The organism is Nocardioides koreensis (genome assembly GCF_039531775.1).
Taxonomy (GTDB): Bacteria; Actinomycetota; Actinomycetes; order Propionibacteriales; family Nocardioidaceae; genus Nocardioides; species Nocardioides koreensis.
The window spans coordinates 94,961-111,677 of record NZ_BAAAQR010000011.1; the positions used below are offsets into that span (position 1 = coordinate 94,961).

General features: G+C 72.3%; 18 protein-coding genes. 11 read left to right on the top strand and 7 right to left on the bottom strand.

Annotated elements, in window-relative coordinates; all coding sequences use genetic code 11:
* Positions 1-15: 15 nt before the first annotated feature.
* Positions 16-771: an SDR family oxidoreductase gene (locus ABD268_RS16835; protein WP_344154805.1), complete on the top strand. Its 756-nt coding sequence runs from the start codon at positions 16-18 to the stop codon at positions 769-771.
* Here the strand turns inward: ABD268_RS16835 and ABD268_RS16840 are convergent.
* Positions 657-1,637 carry an SURF1 family cytochrome oxidase biogenesis protein gene (locus tag ABD268_RS16840; protein ID WP_344154808.1) on the bottom strand — a complete coding sequence of 327 codons (981 nt, stop codon included), beginning with the start codon at positions 1,635-1,637 and terminating at the stop codon, positions 657-659. The genes ABD268_RS16835 and ABD268_RS16840 overlap by 115 nt on opposite strands.
* Positions 1,638-1,713: 76 nt before the next feature.
* On the opposite strand from ABD268_RS16840, the gene moaA reads away from it, so the two are divergent.
* Positions 1,714-2,706 (top strand): GTP 3',8-cyclase MoaA, encoded by a 993-nt coding sequence (moaA, locus tag ABD268_RS16845; protein ID WP_344154811.1) that lies wholly within the window; start codon positions 1,714-1,716, stop codon positions 2,704-2,706.
* 42 nt (positions 2,707-2,748) lie between these two features.
* Here the strand turns inward: moaA and ABD268_RS16850 are convergent, their stop codons facing one another.
* Both ABD268_RS16850 and ABD268_RS16855 read right to left on the bottom strand, forming a co-directional pair.
* Entirely contained in the window at positions 2,749-2,967 is a 219-nt protein-coding gene (locus ABD268_RS16850; protein WP_344154814.1) for an acetone carboxylase, read from the bottom strand.
* 142 nt (positions 2,968-3,109) lie between these two features.
* A complete protein-coding gene (locus tag ABD268_RS16855) occupies positions 3,110-3,454 on the bottom strand; it encodes a DUF3099 domain-containing protein (RefSeq protein ID WP_344154817.1) in 345 nt (114 codons plus the stop codon).
* A 54-nt stretch (positions 3,455-3,508) separates the two neighbouring features.
* On the opposite strand from ABD268_RS16855, the gene ABD268_RS16860 reads away from it, so the two are divergent.
* The 4 genes from ABD268_RS16860 to ABD268_RS16875 all read left to right on the top strand — a co-directional run bounded on the left by ABD268_RS16860 (position 3,509) and on the right by ABD268_RS16875 (position 7,077).
* Complete coding sequence (locus ABD268_RS16860; protein WP_344154820.1) at positions 3,509-3,721, top strand: dodecin; 213 nt, start codon at positions 3,509-3,511, stop codon at positions 3,719-3,721.
* A gap of 65 nt (positions 3,722-3,786) precedes the next feature.
* Positions 3,787-4,515, top strand: a complete 729-nt coding sequence (gene fabG, locus ABD268_RS16865) for a 3-oxoacyl-ACP reductase FabG (RefSeq protein WP_344154823.1) — start codon at positions 3,787-3,789, stop codon at positions 4,513-4,515.
* A 56-nt stretch (positions 4,516-4,571) separates the two neighbouring features.
* Positions 4,572-5,342, top strand: coding sequence for an enoyl-ACP reductase FabI (gene fabI / locus ABD268_RS16870; protein WP_344154826.1), 771 nt, complete (start codon positions 4,572-4,574; stop codon positions 5,340-5,342).
* A gap of 16 nt (positions 5,343-5,358) precedes the next feature.
* Positions 5,359-7,077: a Mur ligase family protein gene (locus ABD268_RS16875; RefSeq protein ID WP_344154829.1), complete on the top strand. Its 1,719-nt coding sequence runs from the start codon at positions 5,359-5,361 to the stop codon at positions 7,075-7,077.
* Here the strand turns inward: ABD268_RS16875 and cphA are convergent.
* Both cphA and ABD268_RS16885 read right to left on the bottom strand, forming a co-directional pair.
* Positions 7,047-9,824, bottom strand: a complete 2,778-nt coding sequence (gene cphA / locus ABD268_RS16880; RefSeq protein ID WP_344154832.1) for a cyanophycin synthetase — start codon at positions 9,822-9,824, stop codon at positions 7,047-7,049. The two genes, ABD268_RS16875 and cphA, sit on opposite strands and share 31 nt — an antisense overlap.
* A complete protein-coding gene (locus ABD268_RS16885; protein WP_344154835.1) occupies positions 9,824-10,834 on the bottom strand; it encodes a cyanophycinase in 1,011 nt (336 codons plus the stop codon). Before ABD268_RS16885 ends, cphA begins: the two co-directional genes overlap by 1 nt.
* A gap of 59 nt (positions 10,835-10,893) precedes the next feature.
* On the opposite strand from ABD268_RS16885, the gene ABD268_RS16890 reads away from it, so the two are divergent.
* A complete protein-coding gene (locus tag ABD268_RS16890) occupies positions 10,894-11,409 on the top strand; it encodes a SixA phosphatase family protein (protein ID WP_344154838.1) in 516 nt (171 codons plus the stop codon).
* A 24-nt stretch (positions 11,410-11,433) separates the two neighbouring features.
* Here the strand turns inward: ABD268_RS16890 and serB are convergent, their stop codons facing one another.
* The gene (gene serB, locus ABD268_RS16895) at positions 11,434-12,648 is read right to left on the bottom strand and encodes a phosphoserine phosphatase SerB (RefSeq protein ID WP_344154840.1); all 1,215 of its coding nucleotides are present in this window, start codon (positions 12,646-12,648) and stop codon (positions 11,434-11,436) included.
* A 33-nt stretch (positions 12,649-12,681) separates the two neighbouring features.
* Complete coding sequence (locus tag ABD268_RS16900; protein WP_344154843.1) at positions 12,682-13,446, bottom strand: hypothetical protein; 765 nt, start codon at positions 13,444-13,446, stop codon at positions 12,682-12,684.
* 75 nt (positions 13,447-13,521) lie between these two features.
* On the opposite strand from ABD268_RS16900, the gene ABD268_RS16905 reads away from it, so the two are divergent.
* The 4 genes from ABD268_RS16905 to ABD268_RS16920 are packed head-to-tail and all read left to right on the top strand — an operon-like array spanning position 13,522 to position 16,702.
* The gene (locus ABD268_RS16905) at positions 13,522-14,316 is read left to right on the top strand and encodes an ABC transporter ATP-binding protein (RefSeq protein WP_344154846.1); all 795 of its coding nucleotides are present in this window, start codon (positions 13,522-13,524) and stop codon (positions 14,314-14,316) included.
* 9 nt (positions 14,317-14,325) lie between these two features.
* The gene (locus ABD268_RS16910) at positions 14,326-14,787 is read left to right on the top strand and encodes an NfeD family protein (protein WP_344154849.1); all 462 of its coding nucleotides are present in this window, start codon (positions 14,326-14,328) and stop codon (positions 14,785-14,787) included.
* Between the two features lie 29 nt (positions 14,788-14,816).
* Entirely contained in the window at positions 14,817-15,941 is a 1,125-nt protein-coding gene (locus ABD268_RS16915; protein ID WP_344154852.1) for an SPFH domain-containing protein, read from the top strand.
* Positions 15,938-16,702, top strand: coding sequence for a sulfite exporter TauE/SafE family protein (locus tag ABD268_RS16920; RefSeq protein WP_344154855.1), 765 nt, complete (start codon positions 15,938-15,940; stop codon positions 16,700-16,702). Before ABD268_RS16915 ends, ABD268_RS16920 begins: the two co-directional genes overlap by 4 nt.
* Positions 16,703-16,717: the final 15 nt, after the last annotated feature.

Consider the following 16,717-nt stretch of genomic DNA (forward strand, 5'->3'; position numbering starts at 1 on the left):
TCTAGGGTCGCGGCCATGGACCTGCAGCTGCGCGACCGCGTGTACGTCGTCACCGGGGGCGCCCGCGGCCTCGGCCGCGCCACCACCGACTGCCTGGTGGCCGAGGGGGCCCGCGTGGTCGTCTCCGGACGCAACGAGGAGACGCTGGCGGCCGCCGCGGAGGTCCACGGCGACGCGGTCGTGACCGTGACCGCCGACAACGCAGACCCGGAGACACCCGCGCGCCTGCTCGCCGCCGCCCGGGGGCGCTGGGGCCGGGTCGACGGCGCGCTGATCAGCGTCGGTGGACCGCCCAAGGGCCCGGTGACCGGGATCGACGACGAGCAGTGGACCCGGGCGTTCGAGTCGGTCTTCCTCGGGGCAGTCCGGCTCTGCCGCGAGATCGGCACCGCGCTCGGTCAGGACGGTGCGCTGGCGCTGGTCCTGTCCTCGAGCGTCCGGGCGCCGCTGGCCGACATGGCGATCTCCAACGGGCTGCGTCCGGGGCTGGCCATGGTCGCCAAGACGCTCGCCGACGAGCTGGGTCCGCGCGGCGTCCGGGTCAACGGGCTGCTGCCCGGCCGGGTCGGGACGGAGCGCGTCGACGAGCTGGACGAGGCGAGCGGTGACCCCGAGGCGGCCCGCGCCGCGGCGATCCGGAGCATCCCGCTGGGCCGCTACGGCGAGCCGGAGGAGTTCGGGCGGGTCGCTGCCTTCCTGCTCTCGCCGGCCGCGTCGTTCGTGTCGGGTGCGATGGTGCCCGTGGACGGCGGCATGCTGCGGTCGCTCTGACCCTTTGCCTGGGCCTTGCCCCGGGCCTCCTTCTGGCGCTCCCGCTCGTACGCCGCCCGCACCGCCTGCTTCTTCGCATGCCTGGCCGATCGCTTCTGCTTGCGCTCGGCCAGCACCTCCTCGCGCGCGGAGGTCTCGCCGCGGCGCGCCGCGCGCCACTCGTCGTACATCAGGTAGAAGAAGCCGAAGACCGCGAGGACGCCGAAGAACCACCACTGGAGGCCGTAGAAGAAGTGCGGCCCGTTGTCCAGCTCCGGCAGCTCGGCGCCCTCCAGGGCCTGGGCAGGTGCGGGGTCCTCGGTCTTCAGGTCGACGAAGCCGCCGTACACCTCACGGTCCAGCGCCTTGCCGATCTCGACGCTGGAGATGGCACGGGTGGAGTGGTCGGAGACCTCGGCGCTGTCGGTGGCGTCGACCCGCACCCACCCGGTGACGGTCACCTGCCCGGACGGCGGGGCCGGAATGTCCGAGGGGTCGGCGCCCTGGTTGTCCGACGGCATCCAGCCGCGGTCCACCAGCAGCGTCGTGCCGTCGCCGGTGACGAGGGGGACGACCACGTCGATCCCGGACTCGCCGTCCCGGGTCCGGTAGCGCACGACGACCGTGTCAGTGGTGTCGTACCGGCCGGTGGCGGACACGACCCGCCACTCGTCGCGGTCGTCGACCGCGCGACCGGGAGCCAGGACGTCGGCGACCGGGGCGGGGTCGCGGGCCTCGTTGGTGCGGATGATCGCGTTGCTCTGCTTGCGGTCGGCCAAGCGGTGGAACTGCCACTCGCCGAGCCACCAGGTGGCGTAGGCGAGGAGCACGACGACGAGCGTGAAGAGCAGCCAGCGTCGCGAGACGAGGAACCGCAGCGAACGCACTCGACGAGGCTATCCGGGCGGTGGTTCCGGACGGGATGCCGGGCCCGCGCACGTGACGGCACGTACACTCACGAAGGTGACCGCACGCAAGCTCGAGGACCGCTACGGCCGGGTGGCAACGGACCTGCGCGTCTCCCTGACCGACAGGTGCAACCTGCGCTGTTCCTACTGCATGCCCGCCGAGGGCCTGGACTGGCTCCCGGACGAGTCGGTGCTGACCGACGACGAGGTGGTCCGGCTGGTCCGGATCGGGGTCGAGCAGCTCGGCATCCGCGAGGTCCGGTTCACCGGCGGTGAGCCGCTGGTACGCCGCGGCCTGGTCGACATCGTGCGCCGCAGCCACGCGCTGGGCGTGGAGACCTCGCTGACCACCAACGCGCTGGGCCTGTCCCGGACCGCCGCGGCGCTGGCCGACGCCGGCCTGGACCGCATCAACGTCAGCCTCGACACGGTCCGGCCGGAGACCTTCCTCGAGATCACCCGGCGAGACCGGTTCAAGGACGTGGTGGCCGGGCTCGAGGCGGCCCGTGCCGCCGGCCTCGGTCCGATCAAGATCAACGCGGTGCTGCTGCGCGGCATCAACGACGGCCAGGCGCCCGAGCTGCTGCGCTGGGCGATCGCCGAGGGCTACGAGCTCCGGTTCATCGAGCAGATGCCGCTGGACGCCCAGCACGCGTGGAACCGGACGGCGATGGTCACGGCCGAGGAGATCTTCGAGCGGCTGGAGCGGGAGTTCGTGCTCAAGCCGGCCGACGAGCCGCGGGGCAGCGCGCCGGCCGAGCTGTTCCTCGTCGACGGGGGCCCCGCGACGGTCGGGGTCATCGCCTCGGTCACCCGGCCCTTCTGCGGGGACTGCGACCGGGTGCGGCTCACCGCCGACGGCCAGGTGCGCAACTGTCTGTTCGCCCGCGAGGAGTCCGACCTGCGCACGGCGCTGCGCTCCGGTGCGTCCGACGAGGACCTCGCGGAGCGTTGGGTGGTCGCGATGCGCGGCAAGCGTGCGGGGCACGGCATCGATGACCCGACGTTCCTCCAGCCCGACCGACCCATGTCGGCCATCGGAGGCTAGCGGGGCCGCGCCAGCGGATCCGCCGGCTTCCTGCCGGGCAGGTCAGGCCGGGGCGTCCGCCACCGGCACGACGTCCTTGAGGAACCCACGCGCGCCGAGGAAGTCGCCGAGCGTCGCGCGGTGCTCCTCGCAGGCGAGCCAGGTCTTGCGCCGCTCGGGCGTGTGCAGCTTGGGGTTGTTCCAGAGCAGGGCCCACACGGCGGGGTCCTGGCAGCCCTTCGCCGAGCAGATCGGCGTGGTGGTCGCCTCGACGTCGCTCATGGCGTCCTTCCGGTGCTGGACGGGCAGGGGCCCGAAATAGGACGGTGCCGGACAGCCACGGGGGAAGCCGTCCGGCACCGCTGCGAGCTGAGACGGGGGAGACCCAGCTCGCGCCGTGATTCTGTCACGACGAACGGCGAAGTCAAATATGGTCTTGTCCGGTGCGTCGCTCCGGATCCGCCCCCGAACCCAGCTCCGGTCGACCGTAACCGCGGTCCACCAGCTCGAACCCGTCGGATTTCGAAGAAGAATTGTTGGCCATCACCACGGCGACGTACGGAAGGATCAGCGCGGCGGCGATCAGGAAGGGCCACAGCCAGTTCAGTCCGGCCATCCCGGCCAGCACCGCGCCGATGAAGCACGCGGACCGGATGCTCATCGACACCACGTAGCGCTTCTGCCGGGCGGCGATGTCGTCGGCCCGGCTGGAGGCGGCCGTGGTGATGCGGACGGCTTCCTCACGGTGTCGGATCTGGTCTCGCCCCATCCCTCCATCGTACGTCGGTAGCCTTGGCCACCCACGACTGCTCTGGAGGGCCTCATGACCAACCGCACCTACCGCGTCAGCGAGATCGTCGGCACCTCTCCGGAGGGCATCGACCAGGCGATCCGGAACGCCATCGAGAGGGCGAGCCGGACGCTGCGCCACGTCGACTGGTTCGAGGTGACCCAGGTCCGCGGCCAGGTCAAGGACGGCTCGGTGGAGCACTTCCAGGTGGGCCTCAAGGTCGGGTTCCGGCTCGAGGACGAGTGATCGTCCGCCGGCGTCCCCGGCGAGTGTTTAGGCCTACCCCGGGGTAATCGCTAGCGTCGGGGACCGTGAGCGAAGCCAACAACGAACCGACCGGACGTTCGGTCCTCGTCACCGGCGGCAACCGTGGCATCGGCCGTGCGATCGCCGAGGCCTTCGTGGCCAACGGTGACCGGGTCGCGGTGACCACCCGCAGCGGCGGCGCGCCCGAGGGCACGCTCGACGTGCGCTGCGACATCACCGACCCCGCGGCGGTCGAGGCCGCGTTCGCCGAGATCGAGGCCGCGCACGGGCCGGTGGAGGTGCTGGTCGCCAACGCCGGCATCACCGCCGACACCCTGGTGCTGCGCATGTCCGAGGACGACTGGTCCTCGGTCATCGACACCAACCTCACCGGCTCCTTCCGGCTGGCCAAGCGGGCGGCCAAGGGCATGCTCCGGCTGCGCCGGGGCCGGATCATCTTCATCTCCTCGGTCGTCGGGCTGCTCGGCTCCGCCGGCCAGGTCAACTACGCCGCGTCCAAGGCGGGCCTGGTCGGCATGGCGAGGTCACTCGCCCGCGAGCTGGGCTCCCGGTCGATCACGGCCAACGTGGTCGCACCCGGGTTCGTCGAGACCGACATGACCGCGGTCCTCACCGACGACCAGAAGGCCACCATCAAGACCCAGGTCCCCCTGGGGCGCTACGCGTCGCCCGGCGAGGTCGCCTCGGTGGTCACCTGGCTGGCCGGCGACGGGGCGGCGTACGTCACCGGCGCGGTCATCCCGGTCGACGGCGGCCTCGGCATGGGCCACTGACGGTCTCGACAAGCTCGACCACCGAGGGCCGGCAGGCTCGAACCGAGAGGAACGACATGGGCATTCTGGACGGCAAGCGGATCCTGGTCGCGGGCGTGACGATGGACTCCTCCATCGGGTTCGCCACCGCCAAGGTGGCGCAGGAGCAGGGCGCCACGGTGCTCATATCCAACTTCGGCCGGGCGCTGGGCATCACCAAGCGGATCGCCAAGCGGCTCCCGCAGGAGCCGCCGGTCCTCGAGCTCGACGTCACCGACCCCGAGCACCTCGAGCGGCTGCCCGGGCTGGTGCGGGAGCACGTCGACGGCCTCGACGGCGTGGTCCACTCGATCGCCTACGGCAACCCGGAGACGCTGCTGGGTGGCAAGTTCCTCCAAGGTCCGTGGCCCGACGTGGCCCAGGCGGTGCAGGTCTCGGCCTACTCCCTGATGTCGCTCTCGCAGGCCTGCCGGCCGCTGATGGGGCAGGGCGGCTCGGTCGTCGGCCTGACCTTCGACGCGACCGTCGCGTGGCCGGCGTACGACTGGATGGGCGTGGCGAAGGCCGGTCTGGAGTCGTGCTCCCGCTACCTGGCGCGTGACCTGGGACCCGAGGGCATCCGGGTCAACCTGGTCTCCGCGGGTCCGCTGAAGACCCTGGCCGCGAAGGCGATCCCGGGCTTCGAGGAGCTGGAGGCGATGTGGAGCACGCGCGCCCCGCTGGGCTGGGACGAGCAGGACCAGACCCCGACCGCGCGGGCCGTGTGCGCGCTGCTGTCGGACTTCTTCCCGGCCACCACGGGCGAGATCGTGCACGTGGACGGCGGTTTCCACGCCATGGGGGCCTGACCGCTACCGTTCGCGGGTGCCCTCCTCCATGTCGTCGACCTCCCTGGTCGAGCTGCGGGTCCTCGAGGGGCCCAACCTCTACTTCCCCCGGGCCGCGATCAAGCTCACCCTCGACATCGGCGTCCTCGCCGCCGCGTCGGAGGGGAACGCCGCACGGTTCGCCCGCCGGATCGGGCTGCGCGGCGCGCGACCCGGTGCGCCGGACTCGGGCTTCCGCCAGCGGTTCGCCGCCCGCGCGGTGGCCCGGCTGGTCCGTGCGGTCGCCTCGGAGTCGGGTACGGCACGCCTGGCCGTCCGGGTCCGCCCCACCAGTGACCCTCACCGCCTGGTGGTGGCCTACCCGTGGCGGCACCGCGAGCGGGCGCAGGTCATGGGGCGCGCCGTCGCCGAGGTCCTCGACGCCCTGCCCGGGGCCGACATCGAGGACGCGGTGAGCCGCGCGGCGGAGCGGGTGGCCGCGGCCGAGCCGGGCGCGGCGCCGCACACGATCACCCCGCGGGTGCCGGTCGTCGCGGTCACCGGCACCAACGGCAAGACCACCACCTCGCGGATGATCGCCCACATCGGGCGAACGTGGGGGAAGCTGGTCGGCTGGTCCAACACCGACGGCATCTACATCGACGGTGAGATGGTCGAGGCGGGGGACTACTCCGGGCCCAGCGGCGCCGGTCGTGTGCTGGCCCACGAGCAGGTGGAGCTCGCGGTCACCGAGACCGCGCGTGGCGGCATCCTGCTCAAGGGGATCGGCCTGACCCGCAACGACGTCTCCGTCGTCACCAACGTCTCGGCGGACCACCTCGGGCACCAGGGCATCGACACGGTCGACCAGCTGGCCGAGGTCAAGTCCGTGGTGCCGCAGATCACCCGGAAGGACGGCTGGGCGGTCCTGAACGCCGACGACCCGCGTGTGCTCGCCATGCGCGGCGTCATCAAGGCCCAGCCCTGGGTCTTCTCCCGCGACCCCGACAGCCCCGCGATCCGCGAGGTCCTGACCGCCGGTGGCCGGGCCACCACCGTCATCGACGGCTGGGTCGCCGTGCTCACGCCCCAGGCGGACTCGGACCCGCTGGTCGAGCTGGTCGACGTGCCGATGACGCTGGCCGGGCTGTCCCGGTTCAACGTCGAGAACACGCTGGCGGCGGCCTCGGCGGCCCTGGCGATCGGGATCCCGCGGGACGTGGTGGTCGAGGGGCTGCGAACGTTCCGCCCCGACGCCGAGCACAACCCCGGCCGGATGAACTTCTACTCGATCGGCGAGGTCTCGGTCGTGATCGACCTCGCCCACAACGAGGCCGGGCTCGAGGCGCTGCTGGAGATCATGAACGGCGTACGCCGTCCCGACGCGCGGCTGCTGCTCGCCCTCGGCGTGGTGGGCGACCGGCAGGACGACCTGATCCAGAAGCTGGGCGAGATCGGTGCCCGCGACAGCGACGTGATGGTGATCGCCCACAAGGAGCGCTACCTGCGCGGCCGTCCGGTCGAGGAGCTCGACGGGCTGATGCGCGCGGGCGCGGAGCGGGTCGGCGTCACCGAGGTCGTGTCCTACCCCACCGAGGTCGCCGGTCTCGAGGCGCTGGTGGACCAGGCGAAGCCCGGCGACGTCGTCGGGCTGATGTGCCACGCCGAGCGCGAGGCCGTCTACGCCTGGCTGGCCGAGCACGGCGGCGTCCCCGACTCCCCGGAGACGCTCGCCGCGAAGGTGCGTCAGGCGTCCGTGGGCGCCGGGGCGACGTAGTCGGGGTCGGCGGCGGGGGTCTGCGGGTTGGCCGTCGCGCCGGCCTGGGCGACGTTCGACCAGGTCTCGAGCTCGGCCATCACCGCGGCGTGCTTGTCGACGCACACGACCACCAGGTCGCCGCGGTTGGAGCGGCTCATGGCGTGCCGGACGGCGTCGATCTCCTCGAGGACCTCCTCGACCTGTCGGCAGCGTGCGCCCTCGGCGATCGCCGCGCGCACTCCCTCGATGACCAGGCCGGCCGTCTCGCCGCGCTCCCGGCCCCGCAGCGCGACGTCCTCGCGCACCACGAGCACGTCGAAGTGCTGGGCAGCGATGTGGCCGAGCTCGCGCATGTCCTCGTCCCGTCGGTCGCCGGCCGTGGCGATGATCCCGATCCGGGAGGGGCGCGCCAGGTCGTGCGAGGAGGCCAGGGACTCGCCGACCCGGTCCACGAAGTCGCCGAGCATCCGCATGCCCGGAGCGTTGTGGCAGTAGTCGACGATCACGTTCACACCGTTGACCTCGACCTCGTTCAGGCGGCCGGGGGAGAGGTAGTAGTTCGTGGAGAAGCTGCGCAGGCCCTGCCGGATGTCGTGCAGGGGTGCCCCGGCGGCGAACGCCGCGGCGGCCGCGGCCAGCGTGTTCTGGACGTTCATGCGGGCGCGTCCCCCGAAGGTGGCCGGCAGCAGGTGGGTCCAGGCGAGCTGCATCTCGCGCCGGCCGTGCTTGACGACGATCATCTCGCCGCGGTCCGAGGGCTCGAGGACGAGCGCCTTCCCGCCGCGCCGGCAGTGCGCCTCGATCATGTCCCGGACCTCGGAGCCGGGCTCCTCCATCGAGAACCACACGACCTGGCCCGAGCAGCGCCGGCGCATCTCACGGACCAGCGGGTCGTCGGCGTTGAGCACGGCGTGGCCGTCGCGGGGGACCGCCTCCACCAGCACGGCCTTCACGTCGGCGAGCTGCTCGACGGTGTCGATGCCGCGCAGCCCGAGGTGGTCGGGCTGGACGTTGATCACCACGGCGACGTCGTTGCGCTCGTAGCCGAGGCCCTCGCGCAGGATGCCGCCGCGCGCGACCTCGAAGACCGCGAAGTCGACGCGCGGGTTCTGCAGGACCATCCGGGCCGACCGCGGACCCGAGGCGTCGGACCGGATCACCAGGCGCTCGTCGATGACGACGCCGTCGGTCGAGGTCATGCCGACCTTGCGGCCCATGCCCTTGAAGATGTGCGAGATCATCCGCGAGGTCGTGGTCTTGCCGTTGGTGCCGGTCACCGCCACGATCGGGATCCGCGAGGTGGCGCCGGGCGGGAACAGCATGTCGACGACCGGCTTGGCGATGAACTGCGGCTCCCCGATGGTCGGGTGCGTGTGCATCCGGAAGCCGGGGGCGGCGTTCACCTCGCAGATCGCGCCGCCGGTCTCGCGGACCGGCTCGGTGATGTCGGGGCAGATGAAGTCGATGCCGGCGATGTCGAGGCCGACCATGCGGGCGGCCTCCTCGGCGATCTCGACGTTCTCGGGGTGCGCCTCGAAGGTCCGGTCGATGGAGATGCCGCCGGTCGACATGTTCCCGGTGAGGGCGAGCTTGACCGTCGTGCCCTCCGGCGGGACGTCGGTCATCTGGAAGCCCTGCTCGTGGACCAGCGTGACCGCGGCCTCGTCGACCTTGATCCGGGTGAGCACCTTCTCGTGGCCGACGCCGCGCCGGGGGTCGGCGTTCGCGGTGTCGACGAGCCGCTCGACGGTGCTGACCCCGTCACCGGTGACGGAGGCCGGGACACGCTCGGCGATGGCGGCCACCTTCCCGTCGATGATCAGGCAGCGGTAGTCCTTGCCGGTCACGAACGCCTCGACGATCACGGTGCCGCGGCGGGACTGCTCCCGGGCGATCGTGAAGGACTCGCGGACCTCCTTCTCGTTCTGCAGGTCCAGGCAGACGCCGCGGCCATGGTTGCCGTCCAGCGGCTTGACGACGACGGGGTAGCCGATCCGCTCCGCGACCCGGACCGCCTGGTCCTCGGTGCGCACCGACTCCTGCTTCGGCACCGGCAGGCCTGCCGCGCCGAGGAGCCGGGTGGTGAGGTCCTTGTCGGAGGCGACGTCGACGGCGATCGCGGACGTGGCCGACGTCATCGTCGCGCGGATCCGCTTGGCGTGGACGCCCTGGCCGAGCTGGACCAGCGAGTGCTGGTTGAGCCGGATCCACGGGATGTCGCGGGAGACGGCCTCGTCGATGATCGCCTGGGTCGAGGGGCCGAAGGCGGTCCGCTCGGCGCGCAGGATGAACGCCTCGAGCTCGGCGTCCCAGTCGAACGCCGGGTCGGCCTCGACGAGGTGGTTGACCAGGCGTACGGCGAGGCGTGCGGCTGCGAGGCCGACCTGCTCGTCGGCGTACCCGAACACCACGTTGTAGTGGCCCGGGCTGCCCTTGACCTGCCGGGTCTTCCCGCGCCGGATGTCGTGGCCGACGACCTGCTGCAGCGCCAGCGCGCAGTGCTCGGCCACGTGCCCCAACCAGGTGCCCTCGTTGAGGCGCTCGACGAACCCGCCGCGGCGCCCGCGCGAGCAGGAGTGCTCGCGCAGGCCCGGCAGCATCTGGAGGATGTTGTCGGTGAAGCCGGGGATGGTGTTGGTCGGGAATCCCTCGAGCGAGCCGAGGTCCACGACGAGGTGGATCGACTTGTCGTAGGACCAGACGTTGGCGCCGCGGTAGACCCGGGTCTCGACGATCGCGAGGTCGGGCGTGGGGCGTTCGCTCATCAGGAGGCTCCATCCTGGTCGGTGCGGTGCTGGGGGCTCTGCTGCTCGCGGCGGGCCTGCCGGGTGTCCGGTCTGGTGCGGCTGCGTGCCAGTCGCCGCCGCAGGGCGCCGGGGGAGGCGTCCGCCGCGGCGATGTCACGGGCCAGGTCCCGCAGGTCCTGGCCCGCCTCGGCCAGGTCGGCGGCCTCCGCCGGGTCCACGCCCGCCGCCTGCGCGACCAGCGTGCGGGTCGTCAGGTCGAAGCGGGAGCCCTCCGGCAGCACGTGCAGCAGCACCCCACTGGCCAGCAGCGTGGAGGACCGCTTGGCCTCGTAGGCGTTGGTGACGATCCGGGAGGGGTCGAACACGGTCACGGCCCCGCGACCGACCACGCTGAGCACGTCGTGGTCGTCGACGTGGTGCACGATCGCCGCGGTGTCCTCGTCGACACCGATCCCGAGCAGCTGGGGGGACTGGGCGACGATCATCAACAACCGACCGTAGCGGTTGCGCTGGTCGAAGTGCTGGTCGATGACCGTGGAGTCCAGCAGGCCGAGGCCGGCGGCCACCTGGGTCATCCGCTGCTTGGGGGTCGAACCCGGTCCGCCGAAGGCGACCATGTGGCTGGACTGGATGCTGGCGCCCGCGGAGGTGCCGGCCACCACGACGCCGCGCTCGTGCGCGTCGACGATGGCGTCGGCGAGCGGGGTGCCGCAGACGAGGGCGGAGAGCTTCAGCTGGTTGCCGCCGGTCATGAAGATGCCGGTGGCGCCGGCCAGGCGCGCGACGAGCTCGGGGTCGTGGGCGTCCTCACGGCTCTCGGGGCGCACCGCGACCACCTCGGCCGCGCCCAGCCGCCGGAACAACGCGTCGTACACCTCGACGACCTCGGGACCGAGCGAGGAGGCGGTCGGGATGACCGCGATCCGGGCATCGGCACCTCCGCTGGCGGCCACGAAGTCCTTCAGGATCGTGCGCTTGTGCAGCTTGTCCTCGGCGCCGCCGATGATCATGAGGGGTCCCCTGGGCATGACAGGGAGGCTAGGGCATCACCCGCCAACCCCTCGCATGGCGGCGATAGAGTGCGCCCGTGCAGCAGCAGTCGCGACGGATCGTGGTCATGCGTCATGCCAAGGCGGAGCACGCCGCGGCCACCGATCTGGAGCGCGCGCTCCTCGAGCAGGGTCGCGAGGCCGCCGCCGAAGTGGGGTCCTGGCTCGCCGCGCGCGGCATCCGGCCCGACCACGCCCTCGTCTCCGCCGCGGCCCGGACCCGGCAGACCTGGGAGGCGCTCGCCGACGCCGCCGGCTGGGTCGTCGAGGCGGACGTGGACCGAGGGCTCTACACCGCCGGCCCGGAGACCGCCCTGGACCTGATGCGGTCGACCCCCGCGGAGGCCGACACCCTGGTCGTGGTGGGTCACAACCCGACGATCGCCTACCTCGCGCAGATGCTCGACGACGGCGAGGGGGACGCGGAGGCCTCGAACGAGATGGCGATGGGCTACCCCGCAGGAGCGGCCACGGTGATGGAGTACGACGGGGCGTGGGCCGACCTGGGCGCCGGGACGGCCCGGGTCATGGCCTTCCACGTCGGGCGCGGGTGAGTCTCGACCCGCTCGATCGAGTGGTCAGACCGGAGGCGCGGGGGTCACGATGCCGGCCTCGGCGTCGGCCGCCTCGATCTCCTCGCGGGAGATGCCGAGGAGGTACATGATCGCGTCGAGGTAGGGCACGTTGACCGCGGTGTCGGCGGCGTCGCGGACGACCGGCTTGGCGTTGTAGGCGATGCCGAGGCCCGCGGCGTTGAGCATGTCGAGGTCGTTCGCCCCGTCGCCGATGGCGATCACCGAGGCCTCGCTGACGCCGACCTCGGCGGCGAACTGGCGCAGGGCCGTGGCCTTGCCGGCGCGGTCCACGACGTCGCCGAGGATCCGGCCGGTGAGCCGGCCGTCGACGATCTCGAGCCGGTTGGCCCGGGCGAAGTGGATGCCGAGGTCGGCCGCGAGCCGGTCCGTGATCTGGCTGAAGCCGCCGGAGACGATCGCGAACCGGTAGCCGAGCCGGCGCAGCGTGCGCACCATGGTGCGGGCCCCCGGGGCGAGCACGATGTCGTCGTACACCTCGTCGAGCGCGGACTCCTCGACCCCGGCGAGCAGCTCGACCCGGGCACGCAGCGACTCCTCGAAGTCGATCTCCCCGCGCATCGCGGCCTCGGTGACCGAGGCCACCTCCTCCTCGCAACCGGCGTGCGCGGCGAGCATCTCGATGACCTCGCCCTGGATCAGCGTCGAGTCGACGTCCATGACGATCAGCCGCATGCCCCGCCGCAGCAGGTTGGCCGGCTGGACGGCGATGTCGATGCCCTGCCGGGCGGCCTCGGCGGCCAGCACGCTGCGCAGCGACTCCGGGTCGGTGCCCGAGACGTGCAGGTCGATCGCGGTGACGGGGTAGCGCGCCATCCGCTCGATCCGGTCGATGTTGGCGCCGGAGTCGGCGATCCGGCCGGCCACGGCGGCCATCGACGAGGCCTTGAGCGGGGTCCCGATCACGGTCACGTGGGCCCGTCCGCCCGCACGCGACCGGTTGTCGCCGACCCCGCGCTCGATGTCGACGGTCATGTCCAGCGCCCGGGCGGTCTCCTCGACGGCGTCCCTGAGCTTCTTCCAGTCCCGCGGCGTGGTGACGAGCACGCCGAGGATCAGCCGGCGACGCAGCACGATCTGCTCGATGTCGACGACCTCGACCCCGGCGCGCGACAGCGTGGCGAAGATCGACGACGTCACGCCGGGCCGGTCCTTGCCGGTCAGCGTGATGAGCAGGGTCTCGGGCAGCTGGTCAGTCATCGCGGCCGAGGCTATCGCCCGGAGCGGGCGCTCCTACGCCGGCGGCCACACCTCGGGCGAGCAGGCCGCGACCAGGGCGCGCCGCCCGGCCCGCTCGAGGGGGCGCAGCGCCGCGCGCCGGGTCTCGATCTCGTACGCCGTGACCGCGCCGCCGTCGTCCTCCAGCGCCAGCTCGACGATCTCGGTCGCCTGCAGCCCGCGAGCGGCGAGGTCCACGCAGCGCGGCGGCACCCCGTCCGGCGCATCGACGTGCGGCCGGTGGCGCAGGTCCATCAGCCGGTCGGCGACCTCGGGCCGCCACCGGGCGACCTCGAGGCGGGCCAGAGCCTCCGCGGTCTCGAGCAGCGAGGCGCGCAGCGTGCGGTCGGCCTCGCCCACGTCCGGCAGCTGGCGACGGTCCGCCGCGTGCGCGGTCCAGGTGATCGCGGCCCCCACCCGCAGGGGGACCAGCCCGACGTTCGCCCCGCCGGGCCCGGCCGCGGAGACGACCACCGCCTCGCCGGTCTCGAGCGCCGCGGTGTTGAAGCCCCGCGGCCCGCCCAGCCCGACGGGGTCACCGTCGACGGGCAGGGCCGCGCCGAAGCTCGTCGCGCCCGCGGCGCGCAGCCGGCCCAGCGCCACGACCAGGGTGTCGGTCGCGTCGTCGCCGGCGAGCCCCGCGTCGGTCAGCCCCGCGACCGCATGGGTCGCGTCGTCGTCCAGCACGGCGTCGACCAGCAGGTCGGTGACGACCTGGCCGCGCAGCCACGACGTGCCCCACCAGGCGAGACGGCACGACGCGGGCAGAGTGATGCTCACGGCCCGCGACGATACGCTGCGCCACCGCTCGGGTCGGGACCGCGGGGCCGGGGCCCGGTGGATAGGGTGACCGCCATGACCGCCGTGCTGGAGTTCGCCGACGTCACCGTCCGGCGCGGACCGGCCACCCTCCTCGACCGGGTCTCGTGGACCGTCGAGGAGGACGAGCGCTGGGTGATCCTCGGCCCCAACGGCGCCGGCAAGACCACGCTGCTGCAGGTCGCCTCCGCGCAGATCCACCCCACCTCGGGTGTCGCCGGGATCCTCGACGAGGTGCTCGGCACCGTCGACGTCTTCGAGCTGCGGCCCCGGATCGGGCTGACCAGCGCCGCGCTGGCCGAGCGCATCCCGCGCCACGAGAAGGTGCACGACGTGGTCGTGTCCGCGTCGTACGGCGTGGTGGGGCGCTGGCGCGAGGCGTACGACGGGCTCGACCACGACCGTGCGACGGACCTGCTCGTCGAGGTGGGCGTCAAGCACCTCACCGACCGCACCTTCGGCACCCTGAGCGAGGGGGAGCGCAAGCGCGTCCAGATCGCCCGGGCGCTGATGGCGGACCCCGAGCTGCTGCTCCTCGACGAGCCCGCCGCCGGCCTGGACCTCGGCGGCCGCGAGGACCTCGTGTCCACGCTCTCGGTCCTGGCCATGGACCCGGACTCGCCGGCCACCGTTCTGGTCTCCCACCACGTGGAGGAGATCCCGCCCGGGTTCACCCACGCGCTGATGCTGCGCGAGGGCCGCGTGGTCGCCTCCGGCCTGCTCGACCACGTCGTCACCGAGGCCAACCTCTCGGCGACGTTCGGGATGCCGCTGGTTCTGTCCCACCAGGATGGCCGTTTCGCTGCACGCCGGCACCCGCGACACAGATAGAGTCGAGGCATGGACTGGCTCGGGGACAACCAGTGGGCGGCCTGGCTGGCTCTGGCCGCCGCCCTGGGGGTGGCCGAGATGTTCAGTCTGGACCTGATCCTGATCATGCTCGCGGTCGGCGCGATGGCCGGCATGTTGACCGGCCTGCTCGGTGGAGCCCTCATCCTCCAGGTGCTGGTCGCGGCCGGCGCGTCGGTGGCGATGCTCGCCCTGGTGCGCCCCAACATCGTCAAGCGCCTCCACAGCGGCCCCGACCTCCGGCTCGGCCACGGCAAGCTGGTCGGCCAGCGCGGGGTCGTCACCGAGCGGATCACCTCCCTGGAGCCCGGCCGGATCCGGCTGGCCGGTGAGATCTGGTCGGCCGCGCCGTACGACGAAGAGCTCACCATCGCGCCGGGGGAGACCGTGGAGGTCTTCGAGATCCGCGGCGCCACCGCCTACGTCCACCCCGTCCCGACGCTCGAGTCCTGACGGACCCAGAAAAGAGAGAGGAGGACGGCATGACGGCTGTGTTGATACTGCTCGCGCTGCTGTTCCTGTTCGTGATCGTGCTGCTCGCCAAGACGGTGCGGATCGTGCCGCAGGCACGCGCCGGCATCGTGGAGCGCTTCGGCAAGTACAAGCAGACACTGCCCGCCGGCCTCAACATCGTGGTGCCCTTCATCGACAGGGTGCGCTACCTGATCGACCTGCGCGAGCAGGTCGTCAGCTTCCCGCCCCAGCCGGTGATCACCGAGGACAACCTGGTGGTCTCGATCGACACCGTCATCTACTTCCAGGTGACCGACCCGATCGCCGCGACCTACGAGATCGCCAACTACATCCAGGCGATCGAGCAGCTCACCATGACCACCCTGCGCAACATCGTCGGTGGCATGGACCTCGAGGAGACCCTCACCAGCCGCGACCAGATCAACTCCGGCCTGCGCGGCGTGCTCGACGAGGCCACCGGCAAGTGGGGCATCCGGGTCAACCGGGTCGAGCTCAAGGGCATCGACCCGCCGCCGTCCATCAAGGACTCGATGGAGAAGCAGATGCGCGCCGACCGCGAGAAGCGCGCGGTCATCCTCACTGCCGAGGGCCAGCGCCAGGCGGCGATCCTCACGGCCGAGGGCTCCAAGCAGTCCTCGATCCTGAACGCCGAGGGTGCGCGCGAGTCGCAGATCCTGCGGGCGCAGGCCGACCGGGAGTCCTCGATCCTGCGTGCCCAGGGTGAGGGCCAGGCCATCCAGACGGTGTTCCAGGCCATCCACGACGGCAACCCGGACCAGTCGCTGCTGGCCTACCAGTACCTCCAGATGATGCCGAAGATCGCCGAGGGCGGAGCCAACAAGCTCTGGATCGTGCCGAGCGAGATCGGCAAGGCCCTCGAGGGCCTCGGCTCGACCATGAACAACCTGCAGGGCATCCCGCAGCAGGTCGAGGGTCCCAAGACGCGGGTCGACATGGGCAGCGCCGAGCCGGTCCTGCCGGAGCACGGTGGCGGAGACAGCGAGCTGGCGAAGACCAACGCCGCCGTCGAGGCCGCGATCGCGGAGGCGGCCAGCGCGGCCAACCCGGGCAAGGGTGGCGCTCCGGCGGCCACCGACCCGGGCGCCGACCCGGAGGCGCCCGCCAACCCGTGACACCTCTCGAAGCCACGGCGATCCTGCTCGCAGGACTCGCCGCCGGGACCATCAACACGGTGGTGGGGTCGGGAACGCTGATCACGTTCCCGACCCTGCTGGCGTTCGGCGTTCCTCCGGTCACGGCCAACGTCTCCAACACCGTCGGGCTGGTGCCCGGCTCGGTGTCGGGGGCCGTCGGCTACCGGCGCGAGCTGGACGGCCAGCGGAGCCGCGTGCTGCGCCTGTCCGTCGCCTCGCTGGTCGGGGGGCTCGCCGGCGCCCTGCTGCTGCTGGTGCTGCCCGAGGGCGCCTTCGCGGCCATCGTGCCGGCCCTGATCCTGCTGGGCCTGGTCCTCGTCGTCTTCCAGCCACGGATCTCCGCGTGGGTCGCCGCCCGGCACGAGGTCACCGGCGGCATGCCGCACCACGGCGCGTGGTGGGTGTGGCCCGCGGTCCTGCTCACCGGTGTGTACGGCGGGTACTTCGGCGCCGCGCAGGGCGTGCTGCTGATGGCGGTGCTCGGCATCGGCGTCGACGAGACCCTGCAGCGGCTCAACGCGGTCAAGAACGTCCTCGCGGCCATCGTCAACGGGGTCGCCGGCCTGCTCTTCATCCTCGTGGCGCACGTCGACTGGAAGGTCGCCGCGCTGATCGGGGTCGGCTCCGTGATCGGCGGGCAGGTCGGCGCCACGGTGGGCCGGCGGCTGCCGCAGCCGGTGCTGCGGGCGTTCATCGTGCTCGTCGGCGCGGTCGCTCTCGCGGCCTTCCTGCTGAACTGACCAGCGCTCCTCGAC

What these genes read in the sequence shown, in the direction of transcription:
- ABD268_RS16835 (WP_344154805.1), top strand. Translation starts at nt 16, where the DNA reads ATGGACCTGCAGCTGCGCGACCGCGTGTACGTCGTCACCGGGGGCGCC.
- ABD268_RS16850 (WP_344154814.1), bottom strand. Translation starts at nt 2,967, where the DNA reads ATGAGCGACGTCGAGGCGACCACCACGCCGATCTGCTCGGCGAAGGGC.
- ABD268_RS16855 (WP_344154817.1), bottom strand. Translation starts at nt 3,454, where the DNA reads ATGGGGCGAGACCAGATCCGACACCGTGAGGAAGCCGTCCGCATCACC.
- ABD268_RS16860 (WP_344154820.1), top strand. Translation starts at nt 3,509, where the DNA reads ATGACCAACCGCACCTACCGCGTCAGCGAGATCGTCGGCACCTCTCCG.
- fabI (WP_344154826.1), top strand. Translation starts at nt 4,572, where the DNA reads ATGGGCATTCTGGACGGCAAGCGGATCCTGGTCGCGGGCGTGACGATG.
- cphA (WP_344154832.1), bottom strand. Translation starts at nt 9,824, where the DNA reads ATGAGCGAACGCCCCACGCCCGACCTCGCGATCGTCGAGACCCGGGTC.
- ABD268_RS16885 (WP_344154835.1), bottom strand. Translation starts at nt 10,834, where the DNA reads ATGCCCAGGGGACCCCTCATGATCATCGGCGGCGCCGAGGACAAGCTG.
- serB (WP_344154840.1), bottom strand. Translation starts at nt 12,648, where the DNA reads ATGACTGACCAGCTGCCCGAGACCCTGCTCATCACGCTGACCGGCAAG.
- ABD268_RS16905 (WP_344154846.1), top strand. Translation starts at nt 13,522, where the DNA reads ATGACCGCCGTGCTGGAGTTCGCCGACGTCACCGTCCGGCGCGGACCG.
- ABD268_RS16910 (WP_344154849.1), top strand. Translation starts at nt 14,326, where the DNA reads ATGGACTGGCTCGGGGACAACCAGTGGGCGGCCTGGCTGGCTCTGGCC.
- ABD268_RS16915 (WP_344154852.1), top strand. Translation starts at nt 14,817, where the DNA reads ATGACGGCTGTGTTGATACTGCTCGCGCTGCTGTTCCTGTTCGTGATC.